The organism is Vibrio proteolyticus NBRC 13287 (assembly GCF_000467125.1).
In the GTDB taxonomy this organism is placed as follows: Bacteria; Pseudomonadota; Gammaproteobacteria; order Enterobacterales; family Vibrionaceae; genus Vibrio; species Vibrio proteolyticus.
The window spans coordinates 101,609-128,601 of the sequence record NZ_BATJ01000004.1; the positions used below are offsets into that span (position 1 = coordinate 101,609).

Annotated in this window: 23 protein-coding genes; 4 read left to right on the top strand and 19 right to left on the bottom strand. The window is 53.4% G+C overall.

The genetic code is table 11. From position 1 onward, the window contains the following. Positions 1 to 76: 76 nt before the first annotated feature. Complete coding sequence (locus tag VPR01S_RS06465) at positions 77 to 1,288, bottom strand: aspartate aminotransferase family protein (RefSeq protein WP_021704496.1); 1,212 nt, start codon at positions 1,286 to 1,288, stop codon at positions 77 to 79. 380 nt (positions 1,289 to 1,668) lie between these two features. After that, positions 1,669 to 2,247, bottom strand: a complete 579-nt coding sequence (locus tag VPR01S_RS06470) for an aminodeoxychorismate/anthranilate synthase component II (protein ID WP_021704497.1) — start codon at positions 2,245 to 2,247, stop codon at positions 1,669 to 1,671. Between the two features lie 245 nt (positions 2,248 to 2,492). On the opposite strand from VPR01S_RS06470, the gene VPR01S_RS06475 reads away from it, so the two are divergent. Then, entirely contained in the window at positions 2,493 to 2,849 is a 357-nt protein-coding gene (locus VPR01S_RS06475; protein ID WP_021704498.1) for a hypothetical protein, read from the top strand. A gap of 61 nt (positions 2,850 to 2,910) precedes the next feature. Here VPR01S_RS06475 and VPR01S_RS06480 read toward each other — a convergent pair whose 3' ends face one another. From VPR01S_RS06480 to VPR01S_RS06490, 3 genes are read right to left on the bottom strand one after another with little or no spacing between them, the layout of a single operon-like run. Further along, positions 2,911 to 4,659 (bottom strand): L-tyrosine/L-tryptophan isonitrile synthase family protein, encoded by a 1,749-nt coding sequence (locus tag VPR01S_RS06480; protein ID WP_021704499.1) that lies wholly within the window; start codon positions 4,657 to 4,659, stop codon positions 2,911 to 2,913. A gap of 53 nt (positions 4,660 to 4,712) precedes the next feature. Next, positions 4,713 to 6,158 carry an FAD-binding protein gene (locus VPR01S_RS06485; RefSeq protein ID WP_021704500.1) on the bottom strand — a complete coding sequence of 482 codons (1,446 nt, stop codon included), beginning with the start codon at positions 6,156 to 6,158 and terminating at the stop codon, positions 4,713 to 4,715. After that, positions 6,155 to 6,991, bottom strand: a complete 837-nt coding sequence (locus VPR01S_RS06490) for a TauD/TfdA dioxygenase family protein (RefSeq protein ID WP_021704501.1) — start codon at positions 6,989 to 6,991, stop codon at positions 6,155 to 6,157. The genes VPR01S_RS06485 and VPR01S_RS06490 overlap by 4 nt, the downstream gene beginning before the upstream one ends. Before the next feature lie 329 nt (positions 6,992 to 7,320). Between VPR01S_RS06490 and VPR01S_RS06495 the strand changes: the two genes are divergently transcribed. Further along, on the top strand, positions 7,321 to 8,211 hold the full coding sequence (locus VPR01S_RS06495; RefSeq protein ID WP_021704502.1) for a LysR family transcriptional regulator: 891 nt from the start codon (positions 7,321 to 7,323) through the stop codon (positions 8,209 to 8,211). A gap of 48 nt (positions 8,212 to 8,259) precedes the next feature. Here VPR01S_RS06495 and VPR01S_RS06500 read toward each other — a convergent pair whose 3' ends face one another. The 13 genes from VPR01S_RS06500 to pilM form a co-directional block, all read right to left on the bottom strand. Beyond that, a complete protein-coding gene (locus VPR01S_RS06500) occupies positions 8,260 to 10,863 on the bottom strand; it encodes an ExeM/NucH family extracellular endonuclease (protein WP_021704503.1) in 2,604 nt (867 codons plus the stop codon). Positions 10,864 to 11,190: 327 nt separating this feature from the next. Continuing rightward, positions 11,191 to 12,207: a tryptophan--tRNA ligase gene (gene trpS, locus VPR01S_RS06505; RefSeq protein ID WP_021704504.1), complete on the bottom strand. Its 1,017-nt coding sequence runs from the start codon at positions 12,205 to 12,207 to the stop codon at positions 11,191 to 11,193. A gap of 103 nt (positions 12,208 to 12,310) precedes the next feature. Beyond that, positions 12,311 to 13,015, bottom strand: coding sequence for a phosphoglycolate phosphatase (locus VPR01S_RS06510; protein ID WP_021704505.1), 705 nt, complete (start codon positions 13,013 to 13,015; stop codon positions 12,311 to 12,313). 39 nt (positions 13,016 to 13,054) lie between these two features. Next, positions 13,055 to 13,726, bottom strand: a complete 672-nt coding sequence (gene rpe / locus VPR01S_RS06515) for a ribulose-phosphate 3-epimerase (RefSeq protein ID WP_021704506.1) — start codon at positions 13,724 to 13,726, stop codon at positions 13,055 to 13,057. Positions 13,727 to 13,812: 86 nt separating this feature from the next. Further along, on the bottom strand, positions 13,813 to 14,646 hold the full coding sequence (locus VPR01S_RS06520) for a Dam family site-specific DNA-(adenine-N6)-methyltransferase (RefSeq protein WP_021704507.1): 834 nt from the start codon (positions 14,644 to 14,646) through the stop codon (positions 13,813 to 13,815). A 69-nt stretch (positions 14,647 to 14,715) separates the two neighbouring features. Further along, positions 14,716 to 16,212 (bottom strand): SPOR domain-containing protein, encoded by a 1,497-nt coding sequence (locus tag VPR01S_RS06525; protein WP_021704508.1) that lies wholly within the window; start codon positions 16,210 to 16,212, stop codon positions 14,716 to 14,718. A gap of 64 nt (positions 16,213 to 16,276) precedes the next feature. Continuing rightward, positions 16,277 to 17,368, bottom strand: coding sequence for a 3-dehydroquinate synthase (gene aroB, locus VPR01S_RS06530; protein WP_021704509.1), 1,092 nt, complete (start codon positions 17,366 to 17,368; stop codon positions 16,277 to 16,279). A gap of 30 nt (positions 17,369 to 17,398) precedes the next feature. Then, entirely contained in the window at positions 17,399 to 17,917 is a 519-nt protein-coding gene (gene aroK, locus VPR01S_RS06535; protein WP_021704510.1) for a shikimate kinase AroK, read from the bottom strand. A 141-nt stretch (positions 17,918 to 18,058) separates the two neighbouring features. Continuing rightward, positions 18,059 to 19,696, bottom strand: coding sequence for a type IV pilus secretin PilQ (locus VPR01S_RS06540; RefSeq protein WP_245580778.1), 1,638 nt, complete (start codon positions 19,694 to 19,696; stop codon positions 18,059 to 18,061). Positions 19,697 to 19,802: 106 nt separating this feature from the next. After that, positions 19,803 to 20,312 (bottom strand): pilus assembly protein PilP, encoded by a 510-nt coding sequence (locus VPR01S_RS21935; protein WP_021704512.1) that lies wholly within the window; start codon positions 20,310 to 20,312, stop codon positions 19,803 to 19,805. Beyond that, positions 20,305 to 20,895 carry a type IV pilus inner membrane component PilO gene (locus VPR01S_RS06550; protein ID WP_040902316.1) on the bottom strand — a complete coding sequence of 197 codons (591 nt, stop codon included), beginning with the start codon at positions 20,893 to 20,895 and terminating at the stop codon, positions 20,305 to 20,307. Before VPR01S_RS06550 ends, VPR01S_RS21935 begins: the two co-directional genes overlap by 8 nt. Further along, positions 20,888 to 21,460, bottom strand: a complete 573-nt coding sequence (locus tag VPR01S_RS06555) for a PilN domain-containing protein (protein ID WP_021704514.1) — start codon at positions 21,458 to 21,460, stop codon at positions 20,888 to 20,890. The genes VPR01S_RS06550 and VPR01S_RS06555 overlap by 8 nt, the downstream gene beginning before the upstream one ends. Further along, positions 21,450 to 22,367, bottom strand: coding sequence for a type IV pilus biogenesis protein PilM (gene pilM / locus VPR01S_RS06560; RefSeq protein ID WP_021704515.1), 918 nt, complete (start codon positions 22,365 to 22,367; stop codon positions 21,450 to 21,452). Before pilM ends, VPR01S_RS06555 begins: the two co-directional genes overlap by 11 nt. A gap of 142 nt (positions 22,368 to 22,509) precedes the next feature. On the opposite strand from pilM, the gene VPR01S_RS06565 reads away from it, so the two are divergent. After that, positions 22,510 to 25,047: a penicillin-binding protein 1A gene (locus VPR01S_RS06565; protein WP_021704516.1), complete on the top strand. Its 2,538-nt coding sequence runs from the start codon at positions 22,510 to 22,512 to the stop codon at positions 25,045 to 25,047. Positions 25,048 to 25,114: 67 nt separating this feature from the next. Here the strand turns inward: VPR01S_RS06565 and oxyR are convergent, their stop codons facing one another. Further along, positions 25,115 to 26,023 carry a DNA-binding transcriptional regulator OxyR gene (gene oxyR / locus VPR01S_RS06570; protein ID WP_021704517.1) on the bottom strand — a complete coding sequence of 303 codons (909 nt, stop codon included), beginning with the start codon at positions 26,021 to 26,023 and terminating at the stop codon, positions 25,115 to 25,117. A 160-nt stretch (positions 26,024 to 26,183) separates the two neighbouring features. Here oxyR and VPR01S_RS06575 point away from each other — a divergent pair, with 160 nt between their 5' ends. Further along, positions 26,184 to 26,912 (top strand): glutathione peroxidase, encoded by a 729-nt coding sequence (locus VPR01S_RS06575; protein WP_021704518.1) that lies wholly within the window; start codon positions 26,184 to 26,186, stop codon positions 26,910 to 26,912. Positions 26,913 to 26,993: the final 81 nt, after the last annotated feature.

The following is a 26,993-nucleotide window of genomic DNA, read 5'->3' on the forward strand; positions in this document are numbered from 1 at the left end:
ACAGGGCCTAATCATTAGGCCCCAGGCATTCGCCACACCCCCTCATCCTATGAGAGCGATGTGGCGATCAGCCGGCTTAAACCAGTGAAGCGATCGCTTTCTCCAGTCGTGCCAAGCCTTCTTCAATTTCTTGTTTTGTAATCACGAGTGATGGTGTAAAGCGCACGACATTCGCGCCAGCCACCAACACCATCAATCCTTGTTTGCCCGCCGCGACCAAGACGTCACGCGCACGGCCTTGCCATTCATCGTTGAGTGCCGCGCCCAGAAGCAAGCCCTGACCACGAACCTCTTTAAACAGCGAGTATTTATCATTAATTTTAGCTAAACCGTCGCGGAAAAGCGCTTCACGCTCTTTGACGCCCGCCAGGGTGTCAGGCTGACTGACGATATCAACCACCGCTTCCGCAACCGCACACGCCAGTGGGTTGCCGCCGTAAGTTGAACCGTGAGTGCCCACTTTGAGGTGCTCTGCCAGTTTGCTGGTCGTCAGCATTGCACCGATAGGGAAACCGCCACCAAGTGATTTTGCGGTGCTGAGAATATCCGGAGTCACCCCCAGCCCTTGGTAAGCATAGAACTGGCCAGTACGACCATTACCGGTTTGCACTTCATCAAAGATCAACAGCGCGTTGTGCTTGTCACACAGTTCACGTACTGCCTGAACAAACTCCGGCGTCGGAGGCACGATACCGCCTTCACCTTGTAATGGCTCCATCATCACGGCACAAGTACGATCCGAGATGTGGGCCTGAAGCGCCGCCACGTCATTGTATGGTAGGTGCGTTACGTCGCCTGGCTTCGGACCGAAACCGTCTGAGTACGCTTCCTGACCGCCGACGGTAACCGTGAAAAAGGTACGACCGTGGAAACCTTGTTTGAAGGCGATGATTTCTGATTTTTCCGGGCCAAACACATCCGCCGCGTATCGGCGGGCCAGTTTCAGCGCCGCTTCGTTGGCTTCAGCCCCGGAGTTGGCAAAGAAGACCTTTTCCGCAAAGCTGACTTCAGTCAGCTTTTTCGCCAGACGCAGCGCCGGCTCGTTGGTCATGACATTGCTCAGGTGCCACAGTTTATTGCCCTGTTCCGTCAATGCCTTCACCATCGCCGGGTGACAATGCCCCAGACAGCTCACAGCAATACCGCCAGCGAAATCGATGTATTCGTTACCATCCTGATCCCAGATGCGTGAACCTTCACCTTTAACCGGAATCATCTCCATTGGGTTATAACAAGGTACCATTACCTCATTAAACAAACCGCGTTCTACTTTATTTTCCAAAGTCATTACACATTCCCTCTTGATACCGCATGCCAAGCAGATCAGCGTGTTATCCATCAATTTCTTGAAAGCATATTTTGTGTTGCATTTAAGCTGCGGAAGCATTGTATTTACATTTAATTAACCATTTCAATAGTGATTTGTTCTTTTTCACGCCGCTTTCGCCCGTTATCAGTCACTATTCATGATTATTTATGCATCAACTCACCGCTTTTATGAAGCTTTTTTTCCGTCGCCCTGGCTCAGCAGACCAGCCAACTCAGTGATAGCAGGCGTTCAGGTGGGGACGCACTATGTGCGGCGAATAGATTTGCAGTGTTTATTCAGATGCAATTTTGATGAAAGAAATGTTAAGAAAAGTGATCGCGGTCAGAAAGACACCTGCCTCAGCGTGCCAGAAAATTGGCCAGAAGCTGATGGCCTTGCTCGGTTTTGATCGATTCAGGATGAAACTGGACCGCGTCAATTGGCAACGACACATGCTGGTAGCCCATGATTTCATCGACACGGCCATCGTCATGTTCCGTCCAGGCGGTCAGTTCAAAACAGTCCGGAAAACTGTGCCGTTCAACCACCAGCGAGTGATAACGGGTCACGGTCAGTGGATTATTGAGCCCGCGAAATACGCTGCGACCGGTATGACAAATCGGCGAGGTTTTTCCATGCATGACCTGACGTGCCCGCACTACCTTACCTCCAAACACCTGAGCAATGGCCTGATGACCCAGACAAACCCCCAGTATGGGCAGACGGCCAGCGAAGTGTTCAATCGCCGCCAGCGAGATGCCAGCTTCATTCGGCGTGCAGGGGCCGGGTGAAATCACCAGATGGGTTGGGTTTAAGGCGGCGATCCCGGCAATATCAATCTCATCGTTACGTACGACGTTCACCTCTGCCCCCAACTCACAGAAATACTGGTAGAGGTTGTACGTGAACGAGTCGTAGTTGTCGATAATCAGCAGCATAGTGAAAGTGATATCCATTATCTGAGCCAGCCAGGTGCGGTATTGTGCTACAGCGAGACGGAAAGGCAAGCCCAAACTGGCGTGTGCCAGTGCAATTCTGCTGGCCGCGATACACGGCAACCGCCGTCATTTCACAAAAAAATCAGTAACCACCTGAACATTCATGCCAAAAATGATACCTTGCTTCCTAATTATAACCAGATGATTTGCTAACTAATTGTCTGCCACCAACGTCGGGTAATCTAATGAAAAAAGCCATTCTATGCGCCACAGCCGGTCTGATCCTGGCTGGCTGTCAATCCACCATGGGCCACGTCCCAGCCATCACAGCGGATCAGGCTGTGATCACCCAGGCCCAACAAGCACTGGAAAAATACGACGATTTTATCAACGTGGACGACTCTGGCTTGATCACGTTTACGCGCACGCTGCCAATGGATTACGTCTGGGCACCGGTGGAAATCAAGAAAATCAGCCGTCAGGTTGCGTGCGATGACCTGCGTTTCTTTGTCGACCGTGGCATGGTAGTGAAAATGGTATTTGAAGGCCAGCGCGGACGTGTCGATTACTTTGATCAGCAGCGCTGTATCGACGAGTTTTGATCACTCACACCGAGAAACAACGAGCACCCAGTGCTCGTTTTTTTGGTTGCTTTCAATCCAGTCAGACAGGGCTGGTTTGCCGCAGCCGGCTTTCCGTGGGCTGATTGTGCGCTTGCCAGGGGGAATTGACCGATATCGGCTGACGGACCACCACGCCTTCGCAGGTCCCGACAGCACTTGCGATCAAAGTGGTGTGATTGTTCACCAGTAGTACGTCCCCGCTTTGCAACGTCATCACGTGATGCGCCGCCGAGCGATCGAGTGCCGGAGCCAGACTCGCCGTGACCGATTCCCTATCCAGATTCTGACCGGAGAACGATACCGCTGTGACCAACGCCGGGCTCCAGCGCAGGCTCCAGCCATAGCGAGGAACGCGCATCACCAGCGGGTATGTCCGCGCCTCGGCGTAGGTGACCAGTGTCGTTTGCAAACTCGCACGCTGCGCACCATTGAGGCGCAGCGCCGCCAGCGAGGCATCCCACAACGCCACTTCCGCCCTCGTCTCGGTGCAACAAAACGCCCATTCATCCGGCGTCGTGTCGCTGTACGAATAGTCACGCGCTGCATGGTCCGATGGCAGACTGAGACCAAACCAGGCAGACTGCGCCTGCAGCGCCGAAGCAACATCCTTCTCAGGTAAGCACTCTCCGTTAGGCGTCAACCACTGTTCGAGCTGGTCAGGCGTGGACAACGGGCGAGCCCCGCGCAGACGCACCACGGAAAACGCACGGGCCAACTGGCGAAGCTGAGCCTGTGGCAAGCACGCCAGTGCGATCTCATCAGGCCATTCCAGTGTCAGGCCGAATTGCTCTGCCTGCAAGGTCGCACGAAGCGATCCAAGTAGCTGCGCGTCAGCAGCATCACTGACGTACAAACGTAGCAGGCACCAAAGTGTCCCCTGATACGTGACAGGCACAATGACCCCTTCCTGCTGACGATGTTGCTGCTGGGTATCGATCACAAACTCTCCACGCCGGGCGTCAAACAGTACGCACGTGTGCCAAGGCGTTTTAAACGCCCGCTCTTCGAACAGAAACAACGAATATTTGTGCCCCTGCATCGGATGTTCATGAATGCTGAGCCGGATGGCGTGGCTGAAATACGCATTAAGGAAGTTATCCAGCGCCCGCCCTTGCACCATCATCCCCTTGGCCATCTCAGACAGACGCTCACGGCGCGCTTTGTGGCTCAGCGTCACCAATACGTGTTTCTGATCCTGATGCATGAACTTTTTCAGCCCCAGATAGGTGCAGTGCATGGCATGGTCGTGCTGCTTGAGGCGGGCAAAATCCTGTTCGTAAGCCGGATCACCGAAACGCTGTTTTAAGCCACTGAAATACTGATATTCATTCAGGTCATCGAACGCGGGGAAGTGTTCAAAATTAATAATTTTCACACAGTCACTCGCGTTCATATTTTCCACCATATTACGTAAACCATCGGAATAACGATAATGATGCTCCAGATCGACATGAATATAATCGGAAAACGTATGATAGTCGGAAAAAATATAAAGCATGACGCCAGGAGAATATACCGACTGAATATCGCGAATAGCTTGAATAAATTTGCGTAACACCCGGTATTCACCCAGGTCAGGCAGATGGCCCAATACTTTATCCAAATTATTCGTTTTACACGGAAAAGCAGGTAACAATAACGTAATGGGCTTACGCTGCGTGACACAATCGCTAATCTGCATTTTCAGTGTTTGATAGCCGTGAAATGTCGCGTCGGTTTGTGCCAATAACTGATCCAATAAAATAAACGCAATGTTATCCACACATTGTTGCTGTTGATGATCAAGCATAGTGTTTCCTTGTAGAAAGCGAAGGCAGTTTGCACCGTGCCCTTCGCCATCGATTAAAGAGCAGGTAAACCAGACAGAAGTTTGGCGGCCTGGGTCAGAGGTGCCGATGCAGCAATGTAACCATCGGGCCGGATCAAAACAGCCAGCCCTGCATAATAGGGACTGTCGCTCCAGTAATGATCAGCGATCGCCTGCGGGTAAACACGCAAACAGCGAACCTGTGGCGGCAACTCAGAAGGCAGTTCGGCGTCACCGCTCAGCAACAAGGTGAATGAGCGGTAATCCAGCCACTGATAAAGCCGGCAGGAGTGCTGCGGGCAATGCAACTCAAAGTCATACACCCGTGTGCCTTTCAGACCTTCGTCACCATAGCGGATGCCCATCCCGGTGATGTTGCCGGCACGCTGCTCCACGATGCGCACATAATCTTCTGCGTGAGTACCGCCAGCCGAATATTTGGTCGCACGCACCAACGCACCGGAACTGTCAATCACACTGCGCGCCACCGGCTGACGTTCGGCCTGATAACTGTCGAGTAACTCCGGAGCCGCCTGACCACGCAATACCATATTCAGCTTCCAGATCAGGTTAAACGCGTCCGCCAGACCGGTATTGAGCCCTTGTCCCCCGTTGACCGAATGGATGTGACAGGCATCGCCCGCCAGAAAAACGCGTCGCTGATGATCGTAGCGGTCCGCCACCGACTCCTTGACGGAGAACTGCGAAAACCATTCGACCTGTGTAAAACGTAGCGAATGAGGGTGCATGGCGCGATTGATGCGGACGATCACCTCTTGTTGAGTGAAGACTTCGGTATCCATGCGAATGTAGAAACGATCCAGTTTTCCTTCGCGCGGAATCCACGCCACATCCGAGGTTTCAGCCTGAAACACGATAATTTCCGGCACCTTAGGAAAGTCAGTTTCAATCTCACCATCGATCACGGCCCAGACAATTTGCGGCCGTTCAATTTGAAACGGAATCGCAAAATGCTGTCGTACAAACGAACGTCCCCCATCCGCGCCAATCACGTAACGAGAGCGCAGACGTTCGCCGTTACTCAGTTGAGTCTCACAGCCCTGTTCGTCAAGCTTAATATCCTGCACACAGACACCACGCAACACCGCCGCGTGCTGTTCCAACGCCAGGCCATCAAGCAACTGCTCCAGATGTGCTTGTCCCAACATCAGAAAATGGGGATAAAAACAGCCCTGCAGCGCCGTCCACCAGTGTGATTGGCGCGAAACAAACTGCCCGTCGGCCCACACTGAACTGGTGTTGCACGGTTTGCCTTTCGGATAGAGTGGTGCAAACAAATCCACCATATCAAGCAGTTGCAATGTACGGGCATTGAGGGCGTCTGCACGCCCGACCTGCAGCGGACCATCGGATTTATCGATGATGGTTGACCGCAAGCCACAGCGCTGGGCCAGATAATGACACATCTGTCCGACCGGGCCGGCGCCAATGATCAGAATGTCGCTGTGATAGTCGCTCATCGGTAAGACTCCAGATTCGGGTTATCAAACGGCGGATCGCTCAGCACCTGAACGCGGCGGATATGACGCGGCGAGTGGGACAAAAAGCGCTCGCGGCCATGCAGTAAGGTAAAATTGTCGGTGATCACCACGTCATCACCACACCACTCATGGGCATAGAAATGACGCGGATCGTACAGAGCCTGACGCAGGCTGTAATGAAACTCAGCCAGTTGCTGCTCTTCAATGCCGCTAAAACGCACATCCGGCGGGTTGATCAGTTCGCCACGCTCAGCAAAATGCGGCTCTGCGTATCGGATCACCTCATACGCCCGGTAAGGATGCCGGGCTATCACCGCAGACACGGCATGACTGGAGTAAAATTCCATTTCACGTTGATAATGCCCGGTTACCCGTTGCCACAACGCACGTTCCTGCTCGGTCGCATGCTGCAGCACTTTGGCGGTATGGGTGAAAGTCGTCCGTCCGCCCTGACCAGCGAGTGGAGCCTGCACACATTGAAAAATCTGGTACTCCGGTACCTGAGGCCGGAACATTCCGTCCCAGTGCAGCGGCATGTAACTGCTGTCAAAAATGTGATCAGCCGGCTGCGCTTGCTGGACGAGATCCAGCACCTTGCCAAACGGCCAGAGGCTGATCTCGCCCCACAGCTCACAATAATCGGCAAACTGCTCGGCTTGATCGAATGCTTTAAAACCGCGCAGCAATACCAGCTGATGCTCAATAAACAGTTCACGCAACAGCGAAATTGGCACCACGCTGACGGGTAGGCCTGCCTGGGCCGCCTCAATTTTGACGCCAAACGGACTGAGTTGGGTCACCTGATAATTCATCACCCGTTCCTTTTACACATCGTTATAAAAATAAAAGAACACCGTACTCATTATTTCCGAGCGATAAGGTCAAAAAACAACGAGAATATTTGCACAATATTGATATTCAGAAGATTGACATTGCTAAGTTGATAATTAATTCCAGTAGGTTTTAGGAATAAATATCCCAATACCACCATATTGAGGTGGCGATTTATTATTTGATGACTATTCATGGAAACCAAAATGGTTTATTTCCCTCTAAATAGCGCTGTCATTATTTGGTGAATATCAGGTGTTGGCTAGATAACAAAATAAGAACCGAAGGTTACCAAGAAGGGAACAATCACATGTTGAATGAGTTAAAGCGTATCGCCATCTTCAATAAAGTGGTCGAATGCGGCTCGTTTACTTCCGCCGGCGCGTCACTGGGCATGGCCAAATCTAAAGTCAGCGAGCAGGTCCGCTCCCTGGAAAGCCGCCTCAATGTGCGCCTGCTGCACCGCTCGACACGTAAAATCAGCCTGACCACCGAAGGACACGCCTTTTATCAGCACAGTAATGGCCTGTTGCCTCTGGCCGAGCAGGCCGTGACCGCCATCCAGCATTTGTCCAGCGATGTCGCTGGCGTGATTCGGATTGGCACCACCATCGATGTGGGCAGTTATGTGCTGAGCCCGTTAATTTCCAGCTTTTCAGCGCAGTACCCGAATGTGGTATTCGACATTCAGCTCGATGACGGGTTGCAGGATCCGGTTGCCGCCCAGTTGGATGTGATCATTCGTATGGGCGAACTGACGTCCAGCTCCATGGTCGGGCGCGAGCTGGCACCGTTTGAAATGGGCGTGTACGCCAGTCAGACATACCTGGCTGACGCCCCGCCGTTGACACAGTTAAAAGATCTGGAGCAGCACCCCTGGGTCACGCTAACCCGGCTGAATCTGCCGCAGGATCGACTGACACTGACCAACCCGCAAGGCCAGCGCTGTGAAATCCAAACTCGGCCGAAACACATCTGCAATGCCCCACTGGGCGCGATGTCAATGGTCCAGCAAGGCATGGGCGTAGGCTTGATTGCCAACTTCCTCGCTGATGAGATCAAGGATCCCAGTCTGGTGCGACTGTTTGAGGACTATCACCTCCCGGATGCCACCATGAACATTCTGTATCCCAGCCGTCGTCACCTGACGCCGCGAGTACGCCTGTTTATCGACTATTTGATTGATGCCATTCGCGCCTGAATCAAAAACGCCCCGTCGTTTGACGGGGCGTGAATCAGAGCGAGAGTCTTAACGGCGACGGCGCCACGCGGCCAATCCGAACAACGACATCAGCATGCCAAGGCCAAATGAGCCCCCCATGTTCAGCTCCAGGACTGCCGGATCATGATCCGAGGCACGGAAGTGATCCTGATACTTCGGCAGATCGCCTTTGTACTCGTTGTTGTAATCAAACAGCGTCGATTCCCCGCCGTTGATGTGCCAGTCTGTGGCATCGACAAACTTGCCCTGCAGACTCGGGCTGATTAACAGGTGATCCAACGCCCCGACTTCGTCGTTAAACGAGTAGCTCCAACTGTCAGGATGCTGCATTGCCACGGCATTGATGTAGCCGTAGCTCTTGGTGATCAACGCCCCCTGGTCACCAAACTGAGGTTGACCATTGATGAAGGTGTTGCGCGCAGCTTTGATCGATTTGCCGTATTTCTCCGGGCTGTAATCCGTCAGTACCAGCATCGGATCTTCCATGCCGTATGAGTTCATGTCACCCAGAATGACTTTGTGACCGTCGATCTGCTCGAGTGCTTCTCCCAGCGCCACTGCCGCGGCAACACGGAAATTCTCACAAGATCCCTGTTTGTCGGCATCCAGTCCGCCCTGGCCCCCCTGCTCAATCGGTGCGGCGTCTTCCCAACATTTCGAGCCTTTGGATTTCAGGTGGTTGATCGCTACCGTGATGGTCTCGTTGGTGCCTTTGACTTTAAACGTCGGCGCCAGAGTATCACGCTGATAGTTCTTACCGTCTTCGATCACCTTACCGTCTTCATCCAGCACTTCCGGTGCCTGCTGGCTTGGCATTGGGATCACGCGGGTTTGTTTCAGCTTGACCACTTTTGGTCGGTAGATCACACCCGTGGTGATGACGTCAGTTCCGATGGTATCGTTCTGATCGGCTTTGCCGTCACCGTTAGTATCCAGCGCTGCGACGGCATAGCGGCGGTGCTTGTCGTCGATGCGCTGATTGAGCTGATCCACCAACTGACGAATGGCTCCGCCTTCACCAAAACCGTTGTTTTCGATTTCCATCAGGCCAATAATGTCAGCATCCAGACGCAAAATGGCGTTGACGATTTTCGCCTGTTGCAGTTCAAACTCTTCGTAGTTGTTCGCACCACGGTTACCACCGTGCGGGTTGGCGTCACCACCAAACGGCGAATTGAAGTAGTTGAGTACATTGAACGTCGCGATGCGCAGATCGCCTTCGTACATGTCTGGCTTCTCTGTGCGTGGATCGTTGCGTACAAAATTGTCCTGACTTAATGGCTGAGTCGCGATCAGGCGGTACTCACCATAGCTGTAGCTCAGTACGCCTTCCAGACCAACTAAGGTATCGTCGATGCGGATGTAATCCTCGGTTGACCCATTCTGATCCACATCGGTACGACCAAAGTCCGGGTAGTAAGGCACTTCGCCGTCTTTGGCTTTCTGATCAGATTCCACAAACAGACGGCGCTGTGCGTTTTCCAGACTCTGTTGCTGCGCCTGCTCGGAGCCGGCGGCAAACATTTGGTTTGGCTGCATATTGATGCGACCCTGTGCCAGCACCATATTGTTGCGACGTGCGTCATAGTCATAACCAAACGTACGGGTCACGCGCATGTCGAGATCCGCCGATGTCTTCACCAACATGCCTTCGTAACGTTCCAGGGTCTGGTCAAAATTGGCATCCGACGGCAGAATCACAATCTCATGCGCCGTTGGCGCCGGCTGTTCATCCTGCTTCACCCACTGGTTATTTTCCGCTTTGAGCTGCGTCAGGTTGTAGTATTCTTGGACTTTCCCTTTCACGCACACCACATCGCCCGCCTTCAGGCTGGAGCTGGTTTGATTCGTGTGGACAAACAGGCCTTCGGAGGTCTGCGGATTGTAATCGTCTTCCAGAGACTGCAGATAGAAGCCTTTCGTCAGCCCGGTGGTCACGGCACTGACCACACCTTTGACATAGAAATCTTCGTCGGTGATGTACGGGTAGCCACTGATGAACGGAGAGGTATCGCCTTCACCCTGAATGGTTTGAATCGCGGTAAACTGAGGCTCAGAGCCATCGTCCATCACACAGGCAAATGCCGCTGGTGGCTCGCTGCCATCCAGACTGCCAAGCCCTTCCAGGCTGTCTTTGGCCAGACTGGTCCATTGAGCTGGCTGGAAAGTCGCAGACGGGGTCATGCTGTCAGTGTTACGCACCAGCGTCACATCTTTGCCCCAGTCAACGTCGCCCATGTCACCCAGCACATCATGCACACTGCCATCTTGATTCAGCAGGGCCACCGGATCGTCACCGTTGAAACTGACAACCGCATCATTGGTGTCATCGCTCAGTGCCAGAATGTCACTGCTGGCCTGAGAATTGGCGATCACCAGTACACTGTGGGCCTGTAGCACTTTGCCTTGCAGCGACATGATGTCATCCCAGCTCCCACCGCCGTTACGCGATTTTGCCAGACGGTACCCATCCAGACTGACGGCCTCATCGCCGGTGTTGGCAATTTCAATCGCCTTGTTGTAACTGCCACCTTCAACGTATTGTGAGAGAAGGATATCCGCTGCTGCCGGCATGGCCAGCGTGCTGCTTACCGCCGTGGCGACCAGCGATAACGCGATGTTTCGTTTCATTAATCTGCACCTCAAATGGTTTCCATGTTCCTGAAGAATGAGAAACTGTGTGTTAAGTCACTATGAAATTGAGTAATTACGTAAAAACCATGAGCAGTGTTGATGATTTTTATGAAACTAAAAGTAACATTCAGTTACAGCGAGAGGTTTATCTCATAAATAGTGTGAATATTTGGATCACAGTCATATTTTCAACATCAGACGTTGCTGTTTTTCTAACAGATTGGATTTACTAACAAAACAATCAACATTTCATGGAGAAAATATCGCGGCCATAAAAAAGCCCCGCCGAATGGCGAGGCTTGTCCAAACCGGAATCACAGACGGTTAAGGGCGAGGAACAAAACCCACCACTTCGTACGCCTGTTTCAGGGTTTGCGCTGCGCGCGCTGAGGCTTTTTCTGCCCCGTCACGCATCACGCTGTTGAGGAAGTCACGGTCTTCACGAATACGGTGATACTCGGACTGCACGGGTTCCAGCATGGCCACCAACGCTTCACCGACGTCTTTCTTAAACGGCCCATACATTTCCACACCCTGGTACTGAGCTTCAATTTCAGCAAACGTTTTGCCAGTCGCCGCAGAGTACAGACCCATCAGGTTAGAAATGCCCGCCTTGTTGTCCACGTCATGCGCAATACGCGGTGGGGTTTCCGTGTCTGTCTGAGCCTTGTTGATCTTCTTGATGATCGACTTCGGCTCTTCCAGCAAGGTGATGACGTTCTTGCGGTTATCATCCGACTTGGACATCTTCTTCGTCGCATCCTGCAGGCTCATGACGCGCGCATTCACTTGCGGGATGTACGGCTCCGGAATGGTGAAGATAGGCTGCTCAGGGCTGTAGATATTGTTGAATCGGGTCGCGATATCACGCGCCAGTTCCAGATGTTGCTTCTGGTCACTGCCGACCGGCACCTGGTTGGCACCGTACAACAGAATGTCTGCCGCCATCAGTACCGGGTAATCGTACAGGCCAACGTTGACATCGTTGGCGTAACGTTGAGACTTGTCTTTGAACTGCGTCATGCGGTTCAGTTCACCCATCTGGGTGTAACAGTTAAGAAGCCAACCCAGTTGAGCATGCTCAGGTACGTGTGACTGAACAAAAAGCGTGCTCTTCTTAGGGTCAACACCAACCGCCAGACAGATCGCCAGTGCGTCCAGCGTCGCTTCGTGCAGCGCTTTCGGATCCTGACGGACCGTAATCGCATGCAGATCCACCACGCAGTACTGACAGTCGTAATCGTCCTGCATCTGTTGCCATTGACGTAGAGCACCCAGGTAGTTACCGATACTTAGTTCACCTGACGGTTGAACACCACTCAATACAATGGGTTTGCTCATGGAATAGTTCCTTTGACTTCTTAATACCAGGGTTCAAAAAATGAAAAACCGTGCCCGCTGTCGCTGCACGATTTAAGCAGTGTACTCATTGATGAGTATTTTGCTAGATCTTTTCCGCCAATTCGGCCGAAACGAGAACAACATCGAGTAACTGGGCAATGTTGTCGGCGACGTAGTCTGGACCGGCATTGGCGATAGGCTCACCATGGTTATACCCATAGGTCAGTCCAAACGAATGACAGCCGGCGTTTTTTGCCGCCAGAATGTCGTTTTTCGAATCCCCCACCATCAGCATCTGCTCGGCGCGGATCTGATGTTTGTCGATCAGCCATTGCAGGGCAATCGGGTTGGGTTTTTTCTCAGCAAACGCATCTCCGCCGAGCACGTCCACAAAGAAGGAATCGATACCGTGTTGCGTCAGGATCTCCGGTACAAACTGGGACGGTTTGTTGGTCACCAGCGCCAGCACAAACCCGGCATCACGCAACTCTTGCAGTGTTGCTTTGACATTCGGGTACAGGTGACTCAGCTTGTGATGCGTCTGGGCATAAAACGCATCAAACAGTGTCCGAGCCTCTGCCAGCAAAGACGGCGACAACGCCGGATCCACCGTCATACTCTGACTCAGCGCACGGCCAATCAATACGTCCGCACCGTTGCCAACGTAGTCACGCACCTGCGTTTCGCTGACGGCGGGATAACCAAGTTGACGTACCGCCTGATCAGCGGCCACGGCCAGATCCGGCACGCTATCGAGCAAGGTGCCATCCAAATCAAACGCAATCAGCTTAATGTCATTCAAATTCAAAACCGTATCCTGTTTCAGGGTTATTGTACTTTTTCAGGGTTATTGTACTTCGGCCAGTTCAGCGCGCATTTGATCAATCACTTGCTGATAATCCGGCTGGCCAAAAATCGCCGAGCCGGCAACAAACATGTCTGCACCAGCCTGAGCAATTTCGCGAATGTTGTCGACTTTCACTCCCCCGTCGATTTCCAGGCGGATATCGCGTCCGGACTGATCGATCAGTTGTCGTACCGCGCGCAGTTTATCCAGCGTATGGGGAATGAACGACTGACCACCAAAGCCAGGGTTGACCGACATCAACAGGATCATGTCGACTTTGTCCATGATGAACTCCAGTTGCGACAAGGGTGTCGCTGGGTTGAGTACCACGCCAGCCTGACAACCGTGCTCTTTGATCAACTGCAGCGTGCGGTCGACGTGTTCCGAAGCTTCAACGTGAAAGGTAATCATCGACGCGCCGGCTTTGGCAAAATCCGGGATGATGCGATCAACCGGTTTCACCATCAGATGCACATCGATCGGTGCCGTAATGCCATAGTCGCGCAGCGCTTTACACACTGGTGCACCAAAAGTCAGGTTCGGTACGTAATGGTTATCCATAACATCAAAGTGCACCACGTCGGCGCCAGCCGCCAACACCTTCTCTACGTCTTCACCAAGACGGGCAAAATCCGCTGACAGAATCGATGGAGCAATAAGAAAATCTTTCATACCTGACCTCTGGGCAATTGGGAAGAATGCAATCGATGGCTGCAATTCTACCCAACCGGGCACAGAGATCCTAGAAGCGGAGTGAATTATTCCTGGTTATCGTCGGCGGGTTTGAACAAGGCGAGTAACTCATCGACCTTATTGCGCCCGGCGCCATTGCGGCTGATGGTGCGTTTGACTTTGACCACGTTCAGTTGCGCGCCATGGTATAAACGGCGCGTCAGCGTAGTATCGTGATTGGAGATCAATACTGGAATGCCACGCTCTGTGGCGGCCTTTTCTGCCACATCCGCCAAAGCGGCCTGATCATCCAGCGTAAAGCCGTTGCCAGCGTAAGAGGTGAAATTGGCGGTCGTCGACAGCGGCGCATACGGCGGATCGCAGTACACGACACTGCCTTTGCGTGCGCGCTTAAAGGTATCGGTATAGCTTTCGCAGACAAACGTCGCCTTGCGGGCTTTGTCGGCAAAAAACTCCAGCTCTTGTTGAGGGAAGTAAGGTTTTTTATACGAGCCGAACGGGACATTGAAGCCGCCTTTTTTGTTGTAACGGCACAAGCCGTTAAAACCAAAGCGGTTCATATACAAGAACGCCAGTGAACGGAACATCACGTCATCGGATTGATTGAACTCAGCCCGGATCGACAAGTACGCCTCTTTGCGGTTGTTGTCAGGCGTAAACCAGCGCTGCGCTTCCGAAATGTATTCCTGAGGACGCTCTTTGAGCAAATTATAGAGATTGATCAGATCCGGATTGATGTCCGCCAGCAAATAGTGATCGTAGTTAGTATTAAGAAACACCGAGCCCGCTCCCACAAACGGTTCAACCAGTTTACGAGCATCCGGGAGGTGGCGCTGAATATCTTCGACTAGACCATATTTTCCACCTGCCCATTTCAGGAAGGCTCGCTGCTTCTTCATCTACTGCTCTATCTATCAACCGCAAAAATAAGGCTGCGGAATGTAACATATTTTCAGGTGAATCTCAGGCTATTTTGCACGTTCGATCTCGCGCTGTACCTGACGAATGGATTTTGCCCAGGGCTCAAGCTGTTGCAATGTGTCCGGCAATGTCGCCACCGCATCACGGGCCAGTTGGATAGTCGGATAGTTCTGGTAGGTAACAATATACCAGTCCTGACCGCTACGTACCGTCGGGTAGACTCGCACTTTTCCGGCCAGCTGATACTGATCGATAAACTGCTGTACCTCTTGCAGACTGGTGACCGCCGCCAGTTGCAAAGTGTAACTGCGCGGTGAAAACGCCATCAGTTCTTCACGGGCAAATGAGAACTGCACTGCGGCTGGAGATGCAGCCGGCGCAGGCGGTTGTGCTGTGGTGCCTGGATCCGGAGTCTGGCGGACTGGCGTGTCAGCTGAGGGTTTATCTTGCACTTTGTCGTCTTCGGCCGTGTCTTGGGCCACCGCTGGCGTCTTATTCGTGGCCTTTGAGCTGGTTTTGCCTTCTAGCAGCGCGTCCACCACATCCGATGTGATCACCACCCGTTGCTGCTTGCTGTCGGCTTCACCGACCGAAGCTGTGGTATCAATCACATCCGGCGGCAGCGCCGCTGAATCGTCGTCCGCACCGGAGGCGGGCAGTTCACTCACATCGCCAGAAGTGGCTGTACCATCCTGCGGCAGTGTCGGTATCACAGTCTGTTCGCCGCCGGCGGTCAACTGCTCAATGCGCTCACCCGGCCCCGGCTGAGTCATCATCCACCAGTAGCCGCCGCCAAGCAGAAGCAACAAGATCAGCACCAGCAGCGCAATTCGTACTGGAGACCCGACGATGGAACGAATAATGATGCGTTTTTCAGCCTTCTGTTCACTGAGTGCCATAATCTCCCCCGGCGTGAGCGTCACTTTACGATACGCATGGCGCACCTGGCGTTCCATGTCATCTTCAACATAGCGCATCACCAGCTGTTCAAAAAACCGATCAGCCTCATTTTGCGAGAATGACTCAATTTCAATGTCGATCGGCCGAATATCCTGCCCGTCACTGAGTCGTTCCAGCAACCTATCGAGACTGCCGCTCTGACTGAACAGCACCACGCTGATGTTCCAGGCCGGTTGTTGCTGAGCGCGTTGCACCAATCGCCACAGCTCAGAAATCAGACTTTCACTCAATAGATGGGCGTCATCGACCACGATGACCAGATCGCAACTTTCGCCATCCAGTATGCGCGTGAGGCTGTCACTCAGGCTGTCCTGAGGATTGAACGTACCACCGGACACGACTTGAGACAGCAAGGTAGAACGACGCTGATGGTCATCCTGATTCGGGTGACACAGCAACAATGACTGATCTTTGTCGCTGACCCAAGCTTCCAGATAACGTTGCGCCAGCCAGGATTTACCTGTCCCGGCGACGCCGGAGACATTCACCAGATTGGAACCAAACTCGGTCAGCAACCGCAGCCGCTCAAGCACTTGCGTTTGTGAGTCCAATTCCAGTACACGTAATTCATGAGACAAACTCATTGCGGCCGTCCTACCCGTTCAGCTATCTGCTATACCGTTGATTTTAGAAAGATAAGTATTCAGGCTATACCAAATCGCGACAGGAGTCGATCGCTTGTTCGATCACAGCTTCCGGTACCCCTTTGACCACGTCGGCGGTGCCGATACTGGTCGGCAAAATCAGGCGCAACTCACCAGAGAGTACTTTCTTGTCGCGCATCATGTGTTGGAGGAAATCCGTGAATGTCATGCTTGGTGGTGTGTGCACCGGCAGGTTGGCACGACGCAGCAACGCCACGATTCGCTCCAAATCGACGTCATCAATCATTCCCTGCAGTTGCGCAGTTTTGGCAGCCATGGCCATGCCTGAGGACACCGCTTCACCGTGCAGCCAGTTGCCGTAACCCAGCTCCGCTTCGATGGCGTGGCCAAACGTGTGACCGAGATTCAGCAGCGCGCGAATGCCCGATTCTTTTTCATCTTGTGCCACCACTTCGGCTTTAATTTGGCAGCAACGGGCAATAGAGTAGGTCAGGGCTTGCTCGTCCAGTGCATACAGCTTATCCAGGTTAGTTTCCAGCCAGGTAAAGAAATCCGCATCGTAGATGATGCCGTATTTGATCACTTCGGCCATACCGGCAGCAAACTCTCTCGCTGGCAAGGTTTTGAGGCAGTCGGTGTCAATGATGACGGCTTTCGGCTGATAAAACGCGCCGATCATGTTCTTACCGAGCGGATGATTCACGGCCGTTTTGCCGCCCACGGACGAATCCACCTGGGACAGTAAGGTGGTCGGGATCTGAATAAAATCCACACCGCGTTGATAGCAGGCAGCAGCGAATCCGACCAGATCGCCGATCACGCCGCCCCCCAGGGCCACGATGACGACATCACGACTGACATTGCCTTCGAGCAAAAAGCTCATCACCTGGTTAAAAGTATCCAGAGTTTTGTATTGCTCACCATCGGGCAGCGTCAGCAGCGTGGCGTCACAACCGCGTTGTTCGAGCAAATTCAGAATAGTGTCAGCGTACAAAGGGGCGACCGTTTCATTGCTGATGACGACGACTTTTTGCTGCGCTGATAAGAGAGAAAGGTGGGCCGGATCATTGAATAATCCGGCACCAATTGAGATTGGGTAGCTACGCTCATCTAAACTGACCGTAATCCGTTCCATGGTAATCACTCCAAGGCTAAATAAAACGACTTAACGTTCTTCTAGCATTTTTACGATCTGGTTGGCTACCACTTTTGCACTTTGATCGTCCGTACGGACCGTGTAATCTGCGATTTCTTCGTACAGAGGGTTACGCTCTTCAGCCAGAGACTCCAGTACTTCACGCGGGTTGTCAGTTTGCAGCAGAGGTCGCTTCTTGTCGCGGTTGGTGCGTGCAAGCTGCTTCTCGATTGTTGTTTCCAAATAAACAACGATGCCACGGGCAGACAGACGGTTACGGTTCTCTTTGCTCTTGATTGAGCCACCACCGGTAGCCAGAACAATACCTTGTTCTTCGGTCAGATCATTGATCACCGCTTCCTCACGTTTACGGAAGCCTTCTTCACCTTCAACGTCAAATACCCATGCGATATCGGCACCTGTACGTTCTTCAATCACAGTATCTGAATCAACAAACTCCATATGCAGTTGTTGAGCTAGGTGTCTACCTATTGTGCTTTTGCCGGCGCCCATTGGGCCAACAAGGAAAATATTGCGTTTCTCAGCCATGTTTAGCAGTAATTTACAACGTTAATTCAATGACATCGCCACAAGAGACATCAGGCAGTCGCCTGCGATAGGAATGCTTGTGGCACCTATTCCTCACCGATAATTCGTGATAAGACCCGAAATTATCTAGATAAGGTGCCCCTAATGCAAATTTATTTTTCTCTCATCGCTGTTGGGCCGATCCGGCACCACACGCGGAGTGACAAAAATCAGCAGCTCACTTTTACCTAACTGCTCATAACTGCGGCGGAACAGCACCCCGAGCAGTGGCAGATCACCCAGCAGTGGCACCTTGTCAGTAGTGTTGATGATGTTGTGCTGGAAAATACCGCCCAGCACCACGGTTTCGCCGTTGTTGACCAATACCTGAGTGCCAATCCTCTGAGTGTTGATCGCCACGGCTTCCCCTGTCCCGGTTTTGACCACTTCCCCGGGGCGGTCCTGCGTGACATTCAAATCCAGTATTAAACGGTTATCCGGTGTGATTTGCGGCGTCACTTTAAGACTCAGTACCGCTTTTTTAAACGCCACCGACGTCGCCCCGCTGGAGGTGGATTCCAGATAGGGGATCTCAGTGCCCTGTTCGATGTACGCCGCCTGTTTGTTGGTGGTGATCAGCCTCGGACTGGAAATAATTTCCGCTTTGGACTCGCGCTGCAGCGCCGACAGTTCCAGATCGAGCAGCAGATCCGAACCGAGCTTGGCAACCTGAAATGCGATCGACGACGCTCCCGGAGAACTGGCGGCGAGATTGACGTTAAGAAAATCATCCACCGGTAACTGCTCGACATCTGCCAGACCCGCCTGGAACCAATTGCTCTCGATACTGGCACCGACACTGGTGTCACCATGTGTGGTACTGAAGCCCCAGCGAACCCCCAGTTCATCGAGATTACCTTCACTGATACTGACAATACGCGCTTCAATCTGCACCTGTTTGACCGGCACATCCAGTGCCGCCACCATCTGCCGGATCTCCCTCAACAACAGGGGTGATTCACGGATCAGCAACGCATTAGTCCGTTGGTCCACCGAGATCGCGCCTTGCTCCGACAACATACTGAAGGCACCATCACCCCCTAACATCTTTGCCACATCGGCGGCGTTGGCAAAACGAACCGGTATGATGGCCGACTGCAGCTCCCCACCCCTTTGCGCCTGACGCTGATGCTGAGCCCGCGACTCCAGTTCCGCCAGTGGCGCTACCAACACCACATTGCCCTCAACCTGCTTCCCCAAGCCTTTGACCTGTAAGATGGTGTCTAAAATCTGCTGCCAGGGAACCCCGTCCAGACGCAGAGTCAAATTCCCGCTGACCGAATCAGCGACCACCAGATTGAATTGGTTGTAGTCGGCAATCAGCTGCAACACACTGCGTACCGGGATGTCCTGGAAGTTGATCGACATAGGCTGGCCACGTGCAGCAAAACGCGCTTCCTGAGGCGACGTGTGACGCGCAGCAACCGTCATCACCAAACGCGCGCCATCGAGTCGATAGTCGTATTCAAACGCCCCATCAATCGCCAGTTGCAACATCGCCCCATCGGCAGTTCGGCTTATCTTTATGCGTGAGACAGGTGTCGCGAAATCGGTCACATCCAGAATCGCCAGTTGCGCATCATCAACCTGAGTGTGCAAGAGCTCCACCAGCAGCCCGCTTTCAACCCGCCGGACATCCAGCACCACCGTTTCAGACGACAGCACCGCCACAATGTTGGCTTGCTGCGACTCTCCAAGGCCAAAATCGACGCTCAGCAGTTGATTCATAGGGGCGGCCATCACTGACAAACTGAGCAGCGCGTGCAGCAGAGCACACCATGAATAGAAGGTCGGTGAGCCGTGGGGACGTAACAATCCGTGTTTCATAATTCCTTTCCGTCGTCGTTTATTGCATCGTCAGCGTGACTGGGTGGCGGGTCCAGCATCCGTCTCCGTCGGGGAGAATCTCTTCTACCACCAGTTGGTGATCAGACACCTCCAGTACCTGACCGGCCGCAGTGCCCAGCCACTCTCCCGGCGATACAGATTCAACCCGGCCTTGTGGCGTTGCAACCAACGCCCGGATGGCTCTCCCTTTGCCCATGGTGCCGGTTAAGCGCAGCGATGCGAGGGCCACACCAGCCAGTCGCACAGGCACACTGCTCGCAGGCGGCGCCACACCACAACGGGCTGCAGGCTTGTCGGTTGTTGGCACCACCACATCCTGCGGCAGAGCGAACGGCGAGCGCGCTGCTGATTGGCGATAGACCGCCGTTGGAACGCCACTATCCACCACGTCGGGTGCGGTGGAGGCAGCAGGGTCTGCGGGCACTGTCCAGTTCGGCAACGCCTGCTGATTCGCACGGCACCCACACAGCAATGTGACCCACAGCAGCACACGCATGACGTTAATCATTCGGCTTTCCCTCAGGTTGATACTGATAAGTAACGGCGCGCGCCCGCACCTGCAGTTGCTCACTGTCTTGCGTGACCCTTTGCCAGCGCAATTCATCGAAATGGATCAATCTTGGCAACGCCGCAATGGCGGCCACAAAGCGGCCGATATCGTGATACTCACCCTTCCATTCCAGATTCAGCGGCAGGCGATACAGATCGCCCTGTCGCTGACGCGCGCCCCAATCGATGCGGCTGATCGTCAGTTGGTGCTGCACACCCGCCTGATTCACCGCCGCCAGCAAACTGGCCAGCTCCTGCTCGGCAGGTAACGCGCGCAACTGCGCGTCAAACGCTTGCTGGGCTTGACGCAATTGCCGTTGCTGAGCCGGAAGCTGCGCCACCTGCAACGCCGTCCGTTCAAGGTACTCACTGAGCTCGCTCTCCTGCTGACGCAGTTGATGCAGCGTCGTTAGCTTGGGAGATAAGTAAAATTGATAACCAAGCAGTTGCATCAACAAGAGCCCGGCGACCAACGCCCCGCCCTGCGCGATACGCGGCCACTCCGCCATATCCGTCAGTTCCAGTGCTCGCCACTCAGTCATTCTCATTCACCAAAGGCGCCTCTTCGAGCAAAGAAAAAGACAACTCAAATTGCGCGAAAGGCCGTTCAAAACGTGCGACTCCCTGGATCACTGAGTGCATATTGATGCCACTCACTTGCCTGGCTTGCTCAAGATTGGCCAGCAGACGAGTCAACGTCGCGGTGTTATCACCGACCCCGCTCAGGCGCACCCGCTGGCCATTGAGCGTCAACGTATCCAGATACACGCCGTCCGGGATCCACCCGGGTAACGCATTGAGCAGATTTGTGGTCCGGTTACGCTTCGTCTGTATGGCTGTCAGGATCGCCTGACGCTGCGCCAGCGCGTTGAATCTCTCACGGCTTTCAAGCCATTGATGGTGGTGACGGGCCAGCACTTCCTGCTGCTGATGCAACAGGGTCATCCGACGTTGCTGATGCTGCTGTTGAGTCTCGAGGTAAGCGCCCCCCAAACGTAAGGCAATGCCGCTTAACAGCGCCATCACTAGCGCCATGAGATAAAAGCGGCGCCGGTAGCGGGCCTGCTCGAACTCTCGCCAGGGGAACAGATTGATGTCATGCACCATAGCGCGACTCCTGCCAGTGTAATGCGCGCAGCGCAATACCAAGCGCGCCCGCAAAAGAAGCGCCACCTTGTGGAATTTGTTCCAGTAACGGCCAGGGCACCTCAAGCTGACAAGGCAGTGCCAACGCGGCAGACAAACGCGGCGCCATACTCTGCGCGCCCCCGCCAGTCAGCACAAGGCACTGCACACTCTCCTCACCGTAAACCGAGCGGCACATCTGAATATCACGCCGAAGCTGACTGATCAGTTGCTCCGGGTCCAACCGCGGAGTGTCTCCGGCCGGGCGATGCTCCAGCGTCTTGTAAAATGCCGGCTGGGTGACAAAATTACGCCCTATCAACGTACGCGTTAAACCAACATCCACCAGCAACGCGTTGCGCTCGCTCAGCGCAGGAGTCTGCTGCCAGAGTTGCAACAGAGCCTGTGTATCCGTCGTCATGTACAACGGACGCAAACCGGCCCGTTTGAGCACCCGTGTCCACTGTTCGACCAGCTCACGTTTGGTGGCATACACCTGATAACGCAGCTCAACAGACGAAACGGGCACAAAATCCAGACTCAGCGCTTGCGCCGGAAACGCCGATTGGCGGACAAATGCCTCACTGACCGCCAAGGCTTCCTCGTCCGCAGCAGGGGCGCTATCTAGTTGTAAAGTTTTGGTTATTACCACATTGTCGGGGACAGATATCGCGACTTTGCCATTAAACCAAGGCAATCCCTTCCTTAGTTCTTTGAGTTTCTTTACAATTTCCTGATAATTTAACTTGTGGTTATCAGAGAATATGGCGTTCGTTACTGCCACCTCATGATAACCAACCAATACGTGTGCTTCGCACACAGGTTTGATCACCACAGCTTTAAGACTGTGATGACCGATATCAATGCCAGTAACTAGTGATTTACCCATACAGCTTAGCTCCAGTGACTATGCTTAGCTCAGAACGCTTTAGTTGGTGGTTTAACAACACGACGAAATTTTTGAGCTAAGTTTTTAGCTTAGAGTACAAGGGTTTGCATATACGCAGCCTAAACTAATCAGGGATTATCCGGTGAAGTTCATAAAGCGATTGTTCATTTTTATATTGATTTGCACGATTCTTGGAGTCGGTACAATTTTTGGTTTTTACCTGTACGTAAAACCAGAATTGCCAGACATCGCGACGCTCAAAGACGTCAAACTCGAGACTCCGATGCAAGTCTTCAGCGAAGACGGGAAGCTGATTTCACAGTTTGGTGAAAAACGTCGAATTCCGGTCACCTACGACGAAATTCCGCAGCATCTGATCGAAGCGCTGATTGCGACCGAAGACAGCCGTTTCTATGAGCACCCGGGTGTGGATCCGATTGGTATTGCCCGTGCCGCGTTCGTGGTCGCCCTGTCCGGCCATGCTAAACAAGGGGCGAGTACCATCACCCAACAATTGGCTCGTAACTTCTTCCTCACCAACGAAAAAAGCATCATGCGTAAAGTCAAAGAGATCTTTATCGCCGTGCACATTGAACAGTTGCTGAGCAAGCAGGAAATCATGGAGCTGTACGTCAATAAGATTTTCCTCGGTTACCGCTCTTACGGATTCGGTGCCGCAGCGCGGGTCTACTTTGGGAAAGACCTCAAAGATCTGAGCCTGAACGAAATTGCCGTTCTGGCCGGTATGCCGAAAGCGCCGTCGACCATGAACCCGCTGTATTCGATTGAGCGGGCGACCTCGCGCCGCAATGTCGTACTGATGCGTATGCTGGATGAAAAATACATCACGCAACAGGAATACGATCAGGCGCATTCTGAGCCCGTTGTGGCCAGCTACCATGGCGCACAGATTCAATTGCATGCACCGTATGCCGCAGAGATGGCCCGGGCCTGGGCGATTGCACAGTACGGCGAAGACGCCTACACCTCGGGCATGAAGATCTTTACGACCATCGATTCTAAGCTGCAGGAAGCGGCCAACCGTGCCGCGATCGACAACCTGCTGGGGTACGATGAACGTCATGGTTACCGCGGCGCTGAAAAAGTGCTTTGGAAAGATGGCGAAGCAGCCTGGACGGTCAAACAGATCGACGCCGAGCTGGACAACGTACCGACGTATGGCCAACTGATCCCGGCAGTGGTGACTAACGTTGACGGTAAGAGTGCCACCGTCGAAGTCAAAAACCGCGGAGCGCAGACTCTGCAATGGGATGAGATCGACTGGGCAAGAAAGTTCATCAATGACAATCGTCAGGGCTCAGCCCCGAATAATGCCAGCGATATACTGAACGTCGGCGAACAGATCTGGGTACGCCAGGTCAGTCAGGCGGCAGAAAAAGAGGGGGATCCCGCTCGTCAGGTATGGCGTTTAAGCCAGGTACCAAGTGCTCAAACTGCATTTGTCGCCGTTAATCCGGACAACGGCGCTGTGCTGGCAATGGTGGGCGGATTTAACTACGTACACAATAAGTTTAACCGTGTGACCATGTCAGTGCGTCAGGTGGGATCCGGTATCAAGCCGTTCATTTACTCCGCCGCGCTCGACCATGGCATGACCCTCGCGACGCTGATCAATGATGCGCCAATCAACAAATGGGACAAGAGTCAGGGCACCGCGTGGCGTCCGAAGAACTCACCACCAACCTACGTCGGCCCTACCCGCCTTCGCGTTGGTCTGGCTCAGTCGAAAAACGTCATGGCTGTGCGTGTACTGCGCGCCGTCGGACTGGATGAAACCCGGAATTACCTGCCCCGCTTTGGCTTTGACATCAACCAGGTGCCGCACTCTGAGACCATCGCTCTGGGGGCTGGCAGCCTAACACCAATGAAACTGGCGCAGGGTTACTCAGTCTTCGCCAATGGCGGTTACTATATCGAACCTTTTGTCATCAAGCGTGCCGAAGGGCCGTTTGGTGATGAGCTGTTCAAGGCTACGCCGAAAACCATCTGTCGTCAGGACTGTCCTCAAGAGCCACAACCGACCGCAGCCAATGAGTTTGCTGAGCACGACATCACTGAGACCACCGAAAGCAGCGAGACTCCATCATATGCACCTCAGGTGATCTCCTCTCAGACGGCCTTCCTGGTACGAGAAATGATGTACAGCAACATTTGGGGTGGTGGCAGCTGGCGCGACGGCACGGGTTGGAATGGCACCGGCTGGCGGGCTCAGAAACTGGAACGTCGCGATATCGGCGGTAAAACCGGTACCACCAACGATTCCAAAGACGCCTGGTACAACGGTTACGCGCCGGGGATCGTTGCCATTGCCTGGGTCGGCTTTGACGATCACAACCGCAACCTGGGACGCACCACACCGAACCGCAACTTAGGCAAAGGACAAATTTCCGGCGCCGAAGCCGGGGCGAAAACCGCCCAGCCAGCCTGGATTGAGTTCATGCGCACCGCGCTTAACGGCGTGCCACAGCAAGACAAAGCGATCCCGGCCAATATCGTTCGGGTACGCATTGATCGCGACAGCGGTATGCTGACCAATAAGACTGATGGCAGTTCAATGTTTGAGTATTTCGAAAACGGCACCGAGCCGAAAGAGTACATCAGCGACAGCTTCAGCGATAGCATCTACAGCAACAGTGAAGACGACGAAGGCCTGTTCTGATCCGGGCTAAAACGCAAAAGGCTGAAGGGAAACCTTCAGCCTTTTTTATACCGATGACCGATTCAGTTCAGGCCGCTTGCGAAGCATGGTGCTCGGCCAGACGTGCTTTGATGGCTGCAGCCAGCTGTTCAAAACGCTGTCTTAACGGCGAGCCCGGGCGATAAACCAGTACAATACTGCGAGACGGTTCCGGGTTGACCGCTTTGAGGTAACACACCCCATCTTTTTGCTTTTCGCCTGGCAGTGACAGCTCTGGCAAGAGAGTAATACCCGCGCCAGCCGCGACCATATTGCGCAGCGTTTCCAGGCTGGTGGCCTTAAAACGCTCATCGTCTTTGGCGCCGGCCGCAAAACAGAAACCGAGTGCCTGATCGCGCAGACAGTGGCCGTCCCCCAGCGCCAGTACGGTTTTACCACTCAGCTCATGCATGTCCACCTCATCCAGCTTGGCCCATTCATGATCGCACGGCACCGCAACACTCAGAGGTTCGTTATACACTTCAATCTCTTTAAACGCTGACGTCTCCGCAACTGACGCCAGCACCAGGCAATCGAGCTTGCCATCTTCCAGTTCGCGCACCAGTTGCTGGGTCTGGGCTTCATGCAGGTAAAGCTCCAGCTCAGGGAACTGGTCTTTAAGGAACGGGACAATACGCGGCAATATGTACGGCCCCACGGTGGGAATGAAGCCAATGTGCATCGGTCCGCTCATGGCGCCACTTTGACCGCTGGCCATGTCACGAAAGTTTTTGACTTCGTTCAGTACCCGCTTGGCCTGCTCCACCAGTTGCAAGCCCGACTCGGTGAACAGTACCCGGCGGCTACTGCGCTCGAGCAGCACCGTACCTAGCTCATCTTCCAGCTTGCGAATTTGCCCGCTCAGTGTCGGCTGACTGACGAAACAGGCCTCGGCCGCTTTGCGGAAATGCTTATGTTCTGCCAAGGCAACCAAATATTCAAAATCACGAATGTTCATCGCTGTTTTGATCTCCCCATTTAATAGAAAGGAACTATCAAAACCATAGCATCAAACGATTAGAGCTATCAAAAGGTTTTTTCGATAATAACGTTATTGCATGCAGCGCACCACTTACCGCGTCGCATTGACCGAACTCTAAGAATCAGAAGGAAACCGTATGTTTGCATCGAAAGAAGGCCAGGCTGTACCACAAGTGACTTTCCCTACCCGTCAGGGCGATAGCTGGGTCAATGTCACCAGCGACGAGCTGTTTAACAACCGAACCGTGATCGTTTTCAGTCTGCCGGGTGCCTTCACGCCGACCTGCTCATCCAGCCATTTGCCACGATACAACGAGCTGTTTCCGGTGTTTAAAGAACATGGGGTCGACGCCATCTTATGTGTATCGGTGAACGATGCTTTTGTGATGAACGCATGGAAAAACGATCAGGAAGCGGACAACATTACGTTCATTCCTGACGGTAACGGTGAGTTTACTCAGGGGATGGGCATGCTGGTGAACAAAAATGAGCTCGGATTTGGTCCGCGCTCTTGGCGCTACAGCATGCTGGTCAAAAACGGCATTGTGGCCAAAATGTTTATCGAACCGAATGAACCGGGCGACCCGTTCAAAGTGTCTGACGCAGATACTATGCTGGCTTATGTGGCGCCCGAGTACAAAGTGCAGGAGTCGATCACCGTATTCAGCAAACCAGGCTGTCCATTCTGCGTCAAGGCCAAACAAAACCTGATTGACCACGGTTTGCAATACGAAGAAGTGATCTTGGGCAAAGATGCCACAACCGTCAGCCTGCGTGCCATCTCCGGCCGCTCAACTGTACCCCAAGTCTTTATCGGCGGAAAACACATCGGTGGCAGCGAAGAGCTGGAAAGCTACCTGGGCTGAACCTTATTCGGCTGACGCATCGCGCACTCCTGGACACCCCCCAACGCCTCTTCACTGCTGTGGCACGAAGAGGCGTTTCTC